Source organism: Bradyrhizobium sp. 179 (assembly GCF_023073535.1).
Classification (GTDB): Bacteria; Pseudomonadota; Alphaproteobacteria; order Rhizobiales; family Xanthobacteraceae; genus Bradyrhizobium.
The window spans coordinates 1-13,622 of the sequence record NZ_JADPJR010000084.1 but is presented as its reverse complement, the minus strand read 5'-3'; the positions used below and the strand labels follow the sequence as shown (position 1 = coordinate 13,622).

The 13,622-nt window shown below is 55.8% G+C and carries 11 protein-coding genes and 1 pseudogene; 5 read left to right on the top strand and 7 right to left on the bottom strand.

What is annotated here, in order from left to right; translation table 11 throughout:
- Positions 1-168: 168 nt before the first annotated feature.
- The 5 genes from IVB12_RS20950 to IVB12_RS20930 form a co-directional block, all read right to left on the bottom strand.
- Positions 169-777, bottom strand: coding sequence for an ABC transporter permease subunit (locus tag IVB12_RS20950; RefSeq protein WP_247301478.1), 609 nt, complete (start codon positions 775-777; stop codon positions 169-171).
- A gap of 21 nt (positions 778-798) precedes the next feature.
- Complete coding sequence (locus IVB12_RS20945; RefSeq protein ID WP_247301477.1) at positions 799-1,008, bottom strand: hypothetical protein; 210 nt, start codon at positions 1,006-1,008, stop codon at positions 799-801.
- Between the two features lie 7 nt (positions 1,009-1,015).
- Positions 1,016-1,840: an ABC transporter permease subunit gene (locus tag IVB12_RS20940; RefSeq protein ID WP_247301470.1), complete on the bottom strand. Its 825-nt coding sequence runs from the start codon at positions 1,838-1,840 to the stop codon at positions 1,016-1,018.
- A gap of 158 nt (positions 1,841-1,998) precedes the next feature.
- Positions 1,999-2,763, bottom strand: a complete 765-nt coding sequence (locus IVB12_RS20935) for an extracellular solute-binding protein (protein ID WP_247301468.1) — start codon at positions 2,761-2,763, stop codon at positions 1,999-2,001.
- 21 nt (positions 2,764-2,784) lie between these two features.
- Entirely contained in the window at positions 2,785-2,970 is a 186-nt protein-coding gene (locus tag IVB12_RS20930; RefSeq protein WP_247301466.1) for a twin-arginine translocation signal domain-containing protein, read from the bottom strand.
- A gap of 1,927 nt (positions 2,971-4,897) precedes the next feature.
- Here IVB12_RS20930 and IVB12_RS20925 point away from each other — a divergent pair.
- The 4 genes from IVB12_RS20925 to IVB12_RS20910 all read left to right on the top strand — a co-directional run bounded on the left by IVB12_RS20925 (position 4,898) and on the right by IVB12_RS20910 (position 9,871).
- Positions 4,898-5,857, top strand: coding sequence for an aminotransferase class IV (locus IVB12_RS20925; protein WP_247301464.1), 960 nt, complete (start codon positions 4,898-4,900; stop codon positions 5,855-5,857).
- Positions 5,858-5,869: 12 nt separating this feature from the next.
- Positions 5,870-7,072: a glycine C-acetyltransferase gene (locus IVB12_RS20920; RefSeq protein WP_247301462.1), complete on the top strand. Its 1,203-nt coding sequence runs from the start codon at positions 5,870-5,872 to the stop codon at positions 7,070-7,072.
- 1,026 nt (positions 7,073-8,098) lie between these two features.
- Positions 8,099-8,479 carry a hypothetical protein gene (locus IVB12_RS20915; protein WP_247301460.1) on the top strand — a complete coding sequence of 127 codons (381 nt, stop codon included), beginning with the start codon at positions 8,099-8,101 and terminating at the stop codon, positions 8,477-8,479.
- Positions 8,480-9,031: 552 nt separating this feature from the next.
- Complete coding sequence (locus tag IVB12_RS20910) at positions 9,032-9,871, top strand: Crp/Fnr family transcriptional regulator (protein ID WP_346658513.1); 840 nt, start codon at positions 9,032-9,034, stop codon at positions 9,869-9,871.
- Positions 9,872-10,713: 842 nt separating this feature from the next.
- Here IVB12_RS20910 and IVB12_RS20905 read toward each other — a convergent pair.
- Positions 10,714-10,851, bottom strand: a pseudogene (locus IVB12_RS20905) (transposase); the annotation flags it as partial.
- A gap of 403 nt (positions 10,852-11,254) precedes the next feature.
- Between IVB12_RS20905 and IVB12_RS20900 the strand changes: the two are divergent.
- Positions 11,255-12,790 carry a porin gene (locus IVB12_RS20900; RefSeq protein WP_247301459.1) on the top strand — a complete coding sequence of 512 codons (1,536 nt, stop codon included), beginning with the start codon at positions 11,255-11,257 and terminating at the stop codon, positions 12,788-12,790.
- Between the two features lie 585 nt (positions 12,791-13,375).
- Here the strand turns inward: IVB12_RS20900 and IVB12_RS20895 are convergent.
- The coding region (locus IVB12_RS20895; RefSeq protein WP_247301458.1) for a hypothetical protein at positions 13,376-13,622 on the bottom strand (247 nt) is incomplete at its 5' end.

Sequence of the window (13,622 nt, the reverse complement as noted above, 5' to 3'; positions counted from 1 at the left end):
CGCACCGCCGACGGACCTCCGCAGCGGATATGGGATAAGGGTCAGCAGCATCTCCCGGGCGACGAAGCCTGGCTCATTGGCGAGCAACGTGCCTCAGGGAGACACTGTCAACTGCGACAAACCCTCCATAGCTTTTGGTGACATCTTTGAGTTCGAGAACGTTCATGTCTAGGTCCGATAAATTCCATAGCCAATTATCCGCTCGAGTCCGAAGACGCGGTTCAGGGCGATCAATAGGATCAACGTAAGTCCCATGAGAGCTACGGCGGCCGCAGCGATCGTGAGGTCGAATTGCGACCTGATCAGGCTGATCAGGGCCACCGGAAGGATATAAGTGTCGAAGTCGCTCAGGAAAAGGCCGATCGCCACATCGTCCATGGAGAAGGCGAAGGCAAAAATCGCACCAGCCGCAATACCATTCTTGACGGGCGGCAAAGTGATGGTGAAGAAGGCTTGGCGCTCATTGGCCCCGAGAGTCAATGCTGCCTCACGTAGCGTCTCAGCTATGCCAGTAAGCCCAACCAAACTCATTCTTATGGTGTACGGTATAGTGATGATCAAATGGCCGATCAGCAGCTTCGTGAACACCGGCATCAAGTTGAAGGTGGAAAGAAACATAAGCAGCCCGAACCCGAGTATCACTCCCGGCAATACGAGCGGGGAGAGAAACATGGTGATCATAGGGTCACGCCATCGCGGCGCTGTCCGGCTAATGGCCAGGGCTGCAAGCGTTCCAATTACCGTGCTAAAAGCACGCTTGTCTTGAAGCCAACCCACAAACTGGTATTTGACAAAAGATTAGCAAACCATCGTGTTGACAGATCCATTGGCGGAAATCGGCCAATGTAGTCGCGGGCGTCGAAGGCCATCAATACGGTGACGATGACCGGGAACAACAGGAACGCTGTCGTCGCGGCGATAATCGCTAATCTTGCACACGCCAAGAACGGCATCAGCATTTCGCTTGCTGAGCATCTTCTTGCTGCGGATCCCTTTCTTGCGAAACATATTATTCTCACGTCCGGTCAAGTAGCGTCGTCAGCTTGGACATCACGTAGATCAGGAGGATGGATAGAACCATCATAACGATCGAAATCGCTGCACCGCTCGGGTAATTCGCAATTTCGCTGAACCGGCTGTAGATAAGATTTGAAATGAACAGCACACGCCCGCGACCCAGAATCCACGGGATGACGAAGGCGCTTACGCCGAATGTCATCGAGACTAGAAATGCTGACACCAGTCCGCGGATGCAAAGAGGTATTGTTACCGTAAGGTGAGACTTGAATGCCGAGACGCCAAGAGACTGAGCCGCTTCGGGCAGGCGCGGATTGAGGTTCTGTATCGCTCCGATAAGGATCAGTATTGACATGGGTATCGTATAGTGAAGCAAGCCGGCGACGATAACGACATCGATATACAAGCGGCCATTCACATCGAGTCCCAGAGCGGACATGACTGGAGCGAGTATTCCGGTGGAGCCAAAAGTCAGTTGAAGGGAATAGACACGACCGATGATTACGGCAAGCGAGGCTCTTCGTACCCATGGCGATGCATTCCTGGCAATGTAGTAGGCAATCGGAAAGGCAAATGTCACAGCCAGGGCGGACGCGCAGAACGACGGGAAATAGGTCTGCGCAAAATACTGCACATAGACTGGACGAAGGAGTTCTGCATAGTTCTCGACAGTGAGCGGAGCCCCTTGCACCGAGCCAATTGGACCGGGCTCGAACGTGCGGAAGCTCTCGTCCAAAACCGTCAGCATTGGGATCGCAAGGAAAAGCGCGAACACCGCGACTGCCGGAAGTAGCAGCAGTATTCGGGATCTAGCAGCGCTCATTCACTCTCTCCAGCCAAAACGCTCAGAACCGATCTAGACCAGCGCCAGTTGCAGCAGCTAAAGCAGAGGGCCGATTTCCTGTTCCCAGCGCTTCATCCAGGCACTTGCCTGCGTGGATAGACCAGTCGGGGACGTAGACGTACCGTTCCATTTCCGCTTCATCGTATACGAAGGGCGTGGTTTTCATCGGATACCTTCGATTTGACATTGGCGGGTATGGCCCCGATTGCGCGATTGAAATCTGCATTATTCTCCGGATTTATTGCAAAAGTTCGCGAGTTGAATGCGGCTTGAGTGCGCCCGCCTTTCAAAACGCACCACCCCTCGGAGTACACGAATGAACGAAATCCGGTCTGTCGTTCCATCGTGTTCAAAAATCGGATCTTGAAGGTTTGTCCCAACTTGAAGGGAGACGTCCCCCCCTGAAGGCTTACGCAGGTTTCACCAGAACTGATAGAGGCGGCTATGTCGGTGTCTGCATTGGCGACGCGGCCGATATTTCCGCTTCGCGCCAGCTTTTTCATAAAATACCACGCCGGCTCCATGTTTTTCTCGTCGCCTCCCTTGTGCAGCGCCAGGGATACCATCTGGGGATTGGAATTGAGGGAGGGTAACGCAAAACAGACCTTTCCTTTTAAGGCGGGATTCAAAAGGTCGTCGATGTTGGTGATCTCGAATGGAGTGGTGTCTTGCCGATAAAACCAAAACATCGACGTGACGGTGCGCGGAATGTTGATGACACTACCCGCAGCATCCCTGATCAGCAGCTTTTTCGGAATGTCCGCGATGTTCGGACAGTTCTCAACGGTGACCGGTTCTGCCCAGCCTTCGCGGGCGAGCGCTTGCCAGACTGCATCCCACCCAGTCAAAAGATCTATGCCCGCGTTCGGCCATTTAGCCTTAATCTTGGGCAAGATGGCCATGGCGCCGCCAGCATGCAGTCGTCAATTGATCTGAACGTCAGATTGCTTGGCCCCAATCTTCTTCATCGGTTCAAAGTAGTTCCCGCCCCACTCAACGGCGGTAACTGTCTCGGCAGCACGAGCGTCCGAAACGCCCGCAAAGCCTGCGCCAACTGCCGCAGTCGAAGCTGCACCTTTCAGAAAGTTGCGCCGCGATGTCGTGAACATGAAGGCTCCTCCCGGAAGCATAGCTGCTACGTGAACAAGCTTACAACCGTTCAAGGAGCATTTTGGCTAAGAACGATCATAAGTCATAAGCCGCCGAATTTCTGCTCCGAATGCCGATAACGGGCTGATTTCCTGCAATTTCTCACCCTCGTTGTGATGCGATCAGAAGGCATCGCTCGAGTTAGGGCGCGCAGACCCCACAGATCACCGATTTCCGACCTTCTGGTGATCGGCGACCCTCGCGAGCAGCGACGTCAATACAGAGTGGGATCATCAATATGGGAGCATCTCGCCCGGTGGATTGTGCAGCGGTGAAGGCCTGCCAAGTCCAACTGCCAAGCCTCGAAATTGACGTCTGTCGCCATGATCAACTGCCCAGAAATCCACGCCTCATGCTCGACGCGCTACCTTTGGATAAGGCGGTGATGGTCTCTGCCTTCTGGGCGAACAAATAATCGAGTCCGGCGTAACAACCCGATGAGCATCACGTGGAAAATGTCAAGATATGGCATTGCGTACTGAGTCCCCACTTCGATGTCGCCAGCCAAACGGTCTAATCTCAATCTCTGCGATTGATCATGAGACATTCAAGGACAGCTACACCGACTACACGCGCATTGATCCGGCAAGCGCAGGTCCGATGCAATTTTGAACCTCAATCTGACCGCGCGGCAGCGTCGAAGTCGGCACCCATTGTCAAACACATCGAGGTTGGATGCGCGGTCACGATGCAGAGCCAGCGGTGTTCCGTCTCATCTCTCGACATTGAAAGACAGGCGCCCGCCACGCTTGCCACAGCCGCCCGGCCTACGAGATGCCGGGCTGGATGATCTCCGAACATCGTGTTCCAACAGTAGCGCGATGCTCAACGTTCGCAAAGTTATGCAGTTTTGACGATGCAATGCGCTACCGGGGTTTGGAGCAGGCAGCGATGAGTATGCGAGCTGGGCCATTTCAGGCATTCATGAAAGTGACGCTGCCCTTGATCCGGCCATGCCTGATCGGTGGCGCTGTTTTCGCATTTATCCACTGGTTCGACGAAGTCGTCATCACGTCGTTGGTGAGTGGAGTCTCGATCCGGACTTATCACTGAAGATGTGGGAAAACATCCGTCATCAGATCGATCCGACGATCGCCGCAGTGGCAGCGATCTTGATGCCATTGCTAATCTGGCTATTGGCCCTCTACGCCACCGGGTGGCGCTAGAGGCCAAGCAACGCGCTTGCTTCCCGAAGAGACGTAAGTCGTCTGCTGTTAAGCTTTGAGACGTGCGCGACGAACGATCAAACCCGCTCTCGCTCGAACACCATCGTAGATCTCCTGTTCGGGTTGGTAATACTGGCCAAGGTGGTGCGCGGCGCGCAGCTTGAAACGCAACGGAGATGTTGATGTGCGGTTCATTTTAACCCGCCCGCCACTACATGCGTTCAGCCATGCCCGCGACAGGCCACATCGCAAATACATTGTTCGCCCCCTGATTATCGGTCAGGCGTTAGGAGCCGTTCTGGGGCGGACACGAGCTCCGATCCTCCATCGCGACCTGTTCGCGGGACTCTGAGGAAAGGCGCACAGGCAATGAAACCTTCGCATCTACCGTTCAAACGCAGAATTTCGGCCGTCGGAGGCCCTAGATTAGGAGATCCCGGCTCTTAGGCCCGATAACTTGGCCACGTTGATGGAGCCTATGCTTGAGGCCTTTGTCCCCGAAAGCAGGAATTCTTTATTGGTTTCGATGTCTCGAGGATGAACTCGGTGCTTCAGGTCGTTCCTGGCGCAGAGTTTCGGCCTCCTAGTCAGCCCGATCGAGATCCCGGCAGAGATGCTTCAGGCGGCGCCGTTTGCGATCCGGCAACGCGGGTCGCAGCCACTATTGTCACGTCAAAGCTCAAATGAGCTGGACCAAATAACTGGAATGGAAGGACTAGACATGACGCCGCCCAAGGCACAGCCATCACAAGCGCTTCCAAATGTCGATGAGCATCACATCGATCGTCAGCGCTATCCGCACGGGGTGGCGTTTATGGATGGGCAGTACCTTCCGATGTCCGAGGCTAAGATTTCCGTTCTCGACTGGGGGTTCCTGCACTCCGACGCAACGTACGATACGGCGCATGTCTGGAATGGCAGGTTCTTTCGATTGAACTTGCACCTCGACAGGTTCTTCGGTGGTGTCGAGCGTTTGAGAATGAAACTGCCCCATGATCGTGAGAAAATAACATCTATCCTGAACAATTGCGTTGCTCTATCTGGGCACAAATCGGCATACGTGGAGATGATCTGCACCCGAGGTTCGTCGCCGACATTCAGCCGCGATCCTCGCCAAGCGGAGAACCGCTTTATCGCTTTTGCTGTGCCTTATGGGTCGGTCGCCAACAAGGAGCAACTGGAAAGAGGTCTGCACGTGGCGATCAGCGAGACTGTCCGCATACCCCCTAGGTCGGTCGATCCCACAATCAAGAATTATCATTGGCTCGATCTCGTAAAGGGGCTTTTCGATGCCTACGACGCGGGGGCAGAGACCGCGCTCATTGTGGATACAGATGGGCACATTGCGGAGGGGCCAGGCTTCAACGTATTCCTTGTGAAGAATGGCGCTTTGAGAACGCCGAGCTTTGGGGTGTTGCCTGGCATCACGCGTAGGACTGTCTTCGATATTTGCGGCGAGGTTGGGCTCCCCGTCACGTCTACTGACATCGGTCGTGCTGACATCAAGGAGGCTGACGAGGTGTTCATCACCTCGACTGCCGGCGGCATTATGCCCGTAACACGTATCGACCAGGCTGTCATCGGGAATGGCCAGGTCGGGTCAGTCACCCGTCGTCTCATGGAGCTCTACTGGCAAAAGCACGATGATCCAGCATGGTCGACAGCTATCGCCTATCCATGAGGAAGAAGTGTTATGCGAATTCAACTTGACGAGCGGCTTCGTGACGATCTCGATCAACTGTCGTCACGAAAGCTTCTGAAGGTTGAGCAGGAAATTGCTTCACCGCAATCTGCGCACATCCACTTGCGTGCACATGGCGCTCGCGAGATCCTGAATATGTGCGCCAATAACTATCTCGGCTTGTCCAATCACCCGACCGTGGTAAGAGCCGCCCACGCGGGTCTCGACCAGCATGGCTTCGGAATGTCGTCAGTGCGTTTCATCTGCGGGACGCACTCCGTTCATCGAGCCCTTGAGCAGAAACTTACCAAGTACCTTCGGACGGAAGATACGATCCTGTTCAGTTCGTGCTTCGACGCGAACGCCGGTGTCTTTGAGGCCCTGCTTGATGCGGACGATGCGGTGATCAGCGACACTTTGAACCATGCAAGCATCATCGATGGAATTCGGCTCTGCAAAGCGAAACGCTTGCGCTACGCCAACAATGACATGGATGAACTTGAGCGTGCTTTGCGCGAGACGCGTCACTGTCGAACGGTTCTAGTTGTAACCGATGGCGTGTTTTCCATGGATGGTATCGCTGCGGACCTGCCTGGTATATGTGATCTTGCGAAACGTTACGGCGCACTTGTCATGGTTGATGACTCTCACGCTGTCGGGTTTATAGGCCCGCGCGGCCGTGGAACGTCAGCTCAGTACGGGGTGGAAGATCATGTTGATATCCTTACCGGCACCCTTGGAAAGGCACTGGGTGGCGCATCGGGGGGCTATGTGTCGGGCCACGCCAATATTATTGCATGGCTGCGACAGCGCGCACGTCCTTATCTATTTTCCAACTCGTTGATGCCAGCAATCTGTGAAGCGTCGCTCGCTGCCATCGGGTTGGCCGAAAACGCGGACGATCTCAGGAGCAACCTCGCTGCTCGCACTCGTCAGTTGCGCCAAGGATTGAGCGATCTTGGATTTCGAGTTTCGGGCAGCGATCATCCGATTGTACCCGTGATTACCGGCGATGCCGCGATTGCTGTTCAGATATCGGAATTCCTAGCCGAGCGAGGTATCCTCGTCGTTCCATTTTCGTACCCTGTGGTGCCTGAAGGCGCGGCACGGATTCGTATGCAGGTAAGTGCGGCGCATACCGAAAATGACATTGAGCGAGTAATTGGTGCATTTCGCGCAGCTCAGGCGGGTCCGTACGTCGAACGTGAGAAGTAAGCGTTAGTCTTTCAGATCCTTGTCAGTAGGTGAGAGTAGTTGTCAGAAACTCCCTCGTGACAGATGTGTGGACCATCGCGACTGCCACATATCGTGGTTTTCTTGAGCGATGCTGGTGATCGCGCAATTGGCACGGATATTGGTTCATAATTCACGCGGACCGGACCCGACCAGGGATGTTAAGTGCGGCAGACTGCCTGCGCACCTGGTCTTTTGGCTGATGTTGTACCGCTTCTCGGCTAAATACGGGGCGCACGCTCGTACAAAGCCTCGGCTATCTGCGAAAAAGAGTGAACGGCGAGGCCTCCGTTTCGACGGGAAGCGAAATTCGTACACACCAAGGATCGAAACGGCTGCCGTGAGAGGCATGCATCTTGCGAACGCCCATGTCTCGCATCGAGTAAAAACTCTAATTTCCTAAAGATTAGACGCCAAAGTTCGAGCCTGATGGCCTGTATGTTGCCGATATTCGGCGTCAGCGTGCGGCTAGTATTTGCGCAAGAACCAACAAGAATTTAGGCGTCCGTGTTTGAGCTTTTACCTGAATCGCAGACGTCTTCTGCAGGCAGCGTCATCCAGCCTTGCTGCTGCGGCGCGCCCTCGTGCTTCGGCGCAATCCCCAAACGAACTCGGTTCGTCTAGGTGGAGACTCGGGAAATGCGGTCATCGAAGCTTATGTGAAGCCCGTTCCAAGCCGAGACCGGGATCAAGGTCACTCCTGTCACGGACCAAATCAGCTTAGCTCAGATTGAGCTAATTGTGACCAACAGTAACATCACGATCGACCTATTTGGCGCAGGTCAGAACCAGCTTTTACGGCGGCTAGGAGGGCGACCTCGAGGAGATCGATTGCTCAATTTAGAAAAAGGAGGAGCTAGAGGGCATCGTCGATTTCGCCAAACAGCCATTCGGTGTCGCGGCACTGGTCGATTCTTACGCCATGATCTACAACTGAGAATAAGCCGCGGCCAACTACGTGGGCCGGGTTCTGGGACGTGAAAAAAATTCCATGGAGTTCGGACGCTGGTGTCAGGTAAATCCGGCGGCGAAGGGTTCTCGGATGAAGCTCTTCACGTGGACGGCGTCGCTGCGGACGCCCTCTACCCGGTGGACGTCGACCGCGTTTTCGCTAGTGTCGATAAGATAGAATCGCAAATTCGCAAATGGTCGACGATCGCATCTGAGATCCAGCAAATGATGCACGACAAAGCGGCCGACCTCATGAATTCCTTCGACGGACGGGCGGGTCTATTGGTCGACAAGGGCGCCCGGCTCGAGATCAACCGTAAACAAGCCAGGCTGAGTTGCGACTATTGGGCGATTTCGAAGGGCAGCCCGAATGCGCAGAACGCGCAAAGGTCGCTACCGCGCCGATGGTCAGGCGGCTTTCGCTCAGTTCATGCCTAATGGCCCGAGCAACCTCAACGCCTACAAAGTGATGCCGGAGAAACTCGGCCGCAAGCTTGCTAGACAGCCTGACTACAGGCAAGCAGCATACCCACCAATGCACAGTGATACTTTTGGATCGGACGGGCGGTGCAATGGCGAGCGCCTCCGCGAGCGCTGGAATGACTGGATTCTTACTTGAAACTGATCGTCGGTGGAAAATATGTGCTGACCGGGATGCAAGCCCGCGAAGGAGCCTAAGCACCTTGGGTTCGATAGCACATCCTGCGGCTATGCCAATTCAAGGCGATCATTCATCTCGCGCAACCGAAAGAGCCAGTCGGATAGCGTCCAGCGGCACGTGCGACATTTGGTCAACGGCAAGGGGGCGGGCACCGAGCGTTCGCTGAAATTCTTCAGGTGCCAGGTTCAGAGCGCGGGATTCGATCGTCAATTCGCGTTTATTGCATCAATCGAGAGTTAGCTGACGTTACAATCAGCAATCAATATTTTGTGACGTCTAGCGGGGGTTGACCCGGCCGAGGATCTACAGCCCAGGAGACCGACCGCACTATGAACGACCATGTGCACGCCGTCCCCGAAGCATTCGACGACTCGTCAAGAGGTACCGCTGTCAAGCGGCCAGCCGGCGCGCAGCCGATGCCACAGCTGACCAGCATGACGCGTTCCAACACGCGCTCTTTTGTCAAAAATGCAATATTGGCCAAGAGTGCTCTCCAAGATCTCGCGGCAATTGGGGAGTTTCTCGAGCCGATCGTCTTAAGGGAACGCATGATTTTGCAAGAGCCCAAAAGGAATCTCGATCACGTGTACTTCATCGAGTCTGGGCTCGTCTCGCTCAGGATTGTGGCGGGGGAAAGCATTCTTGAAACAGCGGTCATAGGACATCGGGGGGCGGTGGGAGCTTCGCTGCTAGTGGGAGGGTATCTTCCGACGCATCAAGCTATCGTACTCTTTCCCGGAGGCGCACACAGAATCCGTGTCGAGGATTTGCGTCGGGCAATAAATGAGCGTCCTGCAATTCGAGAGCATCTCCTTAGCTACGTTCAAGCGTTGTCGTTGCATTGCGCTCACGCAGGATTGTGCGGCGTCCGGCACGATCGAGAAAAGCGGCTCGCGAGTTGGCTCTGTTTGGCTAGCGATGCGCTTGACGCTCATGTACTTCCAGTTACGCATGACTATCTTTCATCGGTCTTAGGATTGCGTCGCGCTGGAGTCACTGAGACCCTCAGTCGATTTGAACAGCAAAGTTTAATTCGGAAGAGGCGAGGCATCTTGCAAATAGATGAACGCGAGCGCCTTGAGCAAAAGGCATGTAATTGCTACCGGCTCATTTCAGACGCTTATGCCTCCTCTGACTTCGCTAACCCAGCGAGAGAGTTGGTAGTTTAGAAAGTTTGCCCGACCGTCCCGTTCGGTCGCTTCTATCTTAGTAGCAGGCTGCGAAGGCGTTCTCCCTATTGATGGAGACGAGGACTACGAGCGAAACGCAAAAAAGCAAATTGTTTAACAACGCTATCGTGGATCCTTGGGTGCGCTGGGGTGGTCTGCAAGCGACCCCTGCGTTGTGAACGCGCCGATGGCGGAACCGGAGCGCGAGTCTGCATAGCTCAGTTCGCCCACACCGGACGATCAATCATGCGAGAGAGGGGCGGGCTATGCTGGTTGCATCGCCCTAGTCGAGGGGCTTTGAGGCCATCTGCGTGCCTTGTGGCCTGCAGAGAACAGCGACCGGCTCCTGGTAGATGACGTTAACCTTTCATCTTAGATCAAAGATGAAGGAGTTTCTGTCGAGCAATCCTTTCATGCGAAGGTTTCAGCGTCAATGAATAGGCATCAGGTGGCGTGATGGCTCGCCTGCTGGATCACTCTGCCAAGCGTATTCAGGAACTTCTTATCTGGATTTGTCAGCCGCGGAGCATCGCACGCGCCGCTTAAGCGCGATCAGGCTACCGCCAAGTCGGCCTGGGCTGGGGCCGTCGCCGGGCGTCGCCGGATGCGTACGCGAAAATCGTAAGGCAAACGGACTTCTGTCGCGAGGCTGACGCAACATGCGAACGCAAAGGAGAACGCGCATCTCACTGTCGAGCGTAACTCCGAGGAAGGAGTTGCTTCGGCTTGCTAGAGCGTCTCATACCGAAAGCACTTGCTCTCATTTTAGTTGTCACGAATCTTTTGCGGTACGGGCGAGCGCGACTGATGCTTTCAGGTCCTAGAGTGTTCGCGGATCATGTTGCACTCCAGAGCCCGTCGACGGTTCGTTCGGCGGCCTTTCGCAAGAAAGCCTTAAGCTTAGCAAACGCGTTCTCGATCGGATTGAAGTCGGCGCTGTAGGGCGGCAGATAAAGCAAACGTGCTCCTGCGGCTTCGATCATTGGCGGGCTCTTGGTCTGTTGAGCCACTCGAGACGGACGCGTCATCTGCGCGCGTGGCAACGCGTCGAACTAGCAATTCGGCCGCGTTCAGCTAGTGAGCCAACGTACGAACCGTACATTTTTCCTTCAAGACGGTACGAACTGTACTTTTCTGACGCGATTGCAACACTCTCATAGAGCCTCAGCGCATGTTCGTCCGCTTCGTACAGAGTTTAGACGCCGCTAACGAACGCAATGTGTCAACGTAGATAGCGCGAGGGGCGGAATGGTCCGCACCGCGACGTACACTGGTCGATTTACAGTTGACGTTCGAGGAACGCCCTGCAGGTCGAGAATCATTGGGGGCGGAGGTGGCTAGCAGCTGAGCGGCCACTTCCATGAAACAGGTTGGAGGATTTTTATGAATATGGCGAAGAGCCTTTTGCTCGGTTCTGCGGCGATGCTCGTCGGTGCCGGGGTGCAGGCAGCGGATCTCCCCGTCAAGGCCAAGGCGGTCGAATACGTGAAGATCTGCACGCTGTATGGTGCCGGCTTCTATTACATTCCCGGAAGCGACACCTGCATCAAGCTGGGTGGCTACGTGCGCGCCTCCGCCGCAGTAGGTGCGCAGGGCCTCTGGGCCGCCCCCACCGGCGGCCTCGGTGGTGCGCACAATCGCCTCAGCAACTCTTATACTGCCCAGTCCCGCCTTGATCTCGGCATCGACACGCGCACTGCGACTGAATACGGCGTCGTTCGAACATACGCCGAATTGGCTTTTACGTGGACCGCAGGTGGATATGGTGGTGCCGGGAGCACTGCGGTAAACGGCGCTACTGCGTATAACGGAAGCAATCCGGCCGGCAGCGGCAGCGGTTCGATTTCCGGTGGTTCGCTTTCCATCTATTACGCGTTCCTTCAGTTTGCCGGGTTCACCTTTGGTAGGGCACAGTCACAGTTCTCCTCTCCGTGGACCAACTATCCGGCGAACAGCTACGATGGTTTGCCGGGTGGCGCCGGGTGGGAGGCTGTCAATCAGTTTGCCTACACTGCGGATTTCGGGCAAGGCATTACGGCCAGCTTCTCGGCCGAGGATCAGGTCGTTCGCAACACGACCAATATTTGGAACGTGAGTGGTGCGACCGCTGCAGGTCTCGCCGCCGGCTCGTACGGTGCTGGCGACATTGGCGGAGTGCGGGCTCCAGACCTCGTGGCAGCGCTTCGAGTAGACCAGGCTTGGGGGCTTTTCCAGGCGTCGGTCGCCGCGCATGATAATCACGCTGGCTACTATGGCGTTGACGAAACGACCGGTCACCCAAGCGACAAGTGGGGCTGGGCCGGACAGCTAGCCTTGTCGATCAAGAATGTCCCAACCGGAGCGGGTGATACAATCAACGTCCAAGGCGTGTATACCAACGGAGCGTCGGGGTACAACTTCCAATCATACGGCCCCGCCACTTTTGCGCTGTACGGCGGTGCGGGTGTGCCGGGAGCTTACCAGAGCGTCGGCCTTGCCGGGGTCTCGGACTCCGTTTTCGTTGCTGGCGCTGGCCAGCAGTTGACCACGACTTACGGCTTCAATGGCGGTTACACTCACAACTGGAACGCAAACTGGAACAGTGCGCTCTGGGGCGGATTCGGTGCTGTCCGGTATAACAGCACTGCCAAGGGCTACATCTGCGGCGCCTTTGTGACGACGCTCGCGCTCTCGAGCGGCCTCGGCGGCTGTAACCCTGACTTCAACTACTCAGTTGTGGGTGCCACCACTCGTTGGAATCCCGTCAAGAATTTCACGTTCACGGCCGAAATTGCCTACGTCATGCTCGACCAGAAGTATGCCAGCGGAAGCACCGTGACGCTGCCCGTTCAGACCGGCATCGCCAAGCCTGGGGCTGCGTATGAGCTGAAGGATCAGAACAGCCTAGCGCTGCTGCTCCGGGCTCAGCGCAACTGGTAAGATTTTCTGCACAGCTAGAGGAGAAATCGAAACGACTCTATAGATAGCTAAACCTCCAAGAAGGCCTCCGGCATGCCCGCCGGGGGCCTTTTGCAACTTTGATCAGACTTTGGCCAGACGTATCGCGCGTGTACCCAAAACGCTTGTCAAACCTCCCTCTGCTAACCCAGACTTGTGGCTTTCTTCGCCAAATCTGGAGCGCGAGATCGGTGCCATAACCATACGCGATCTGAAAACAACGATGCGGGAATCTGGCGGGCTCGTGGTCACCGTCGGCGGAGTTTACCGGCTCTCGCGCCAGATCTCGCGTTGCCTCAAGACGTGAGGGCGATAATGCTCTGTGACATGGCCGTCCTCTTACGCGTAGCCTGTGGTGCTCGAAGAAGGGGCGGATCGTGCCATAGAAGGACAGGCCTTGTGCGCAATTTCTGGATGGTGGATATCCAGCAAGACTTCGAGCAGAGCCATAATCCTCGCCTGATGGGCATCCACCCCGTGATACTTGCGATCTCGCCCCCGAGTTCTCGGCTGGGCATTCGCCTCGTTCCCGCTGCCACCTTCGCCAGTGGCTTACGCGCGCCGCGCTCAACCCAAATCGCTCGGCGGCCTGCCGGTCTGAAAAGCCGGTCCCGATGAAGGCAAGTACACGTTCACGAACACCCATCGAACAGCGGTTTCATCATGTCCGCCGACCTCCAGTGACCTTGCCCCCCATATGTGGAGCGGCCCGCGAGGCAAGAGCTTTTTCAATCGATTCACACATTGGGACGGTGCGGTCATATGTCCGGCCTTTGCGCGCGGCACATGGCCGCTGGCCTCGATGAGATCCGCG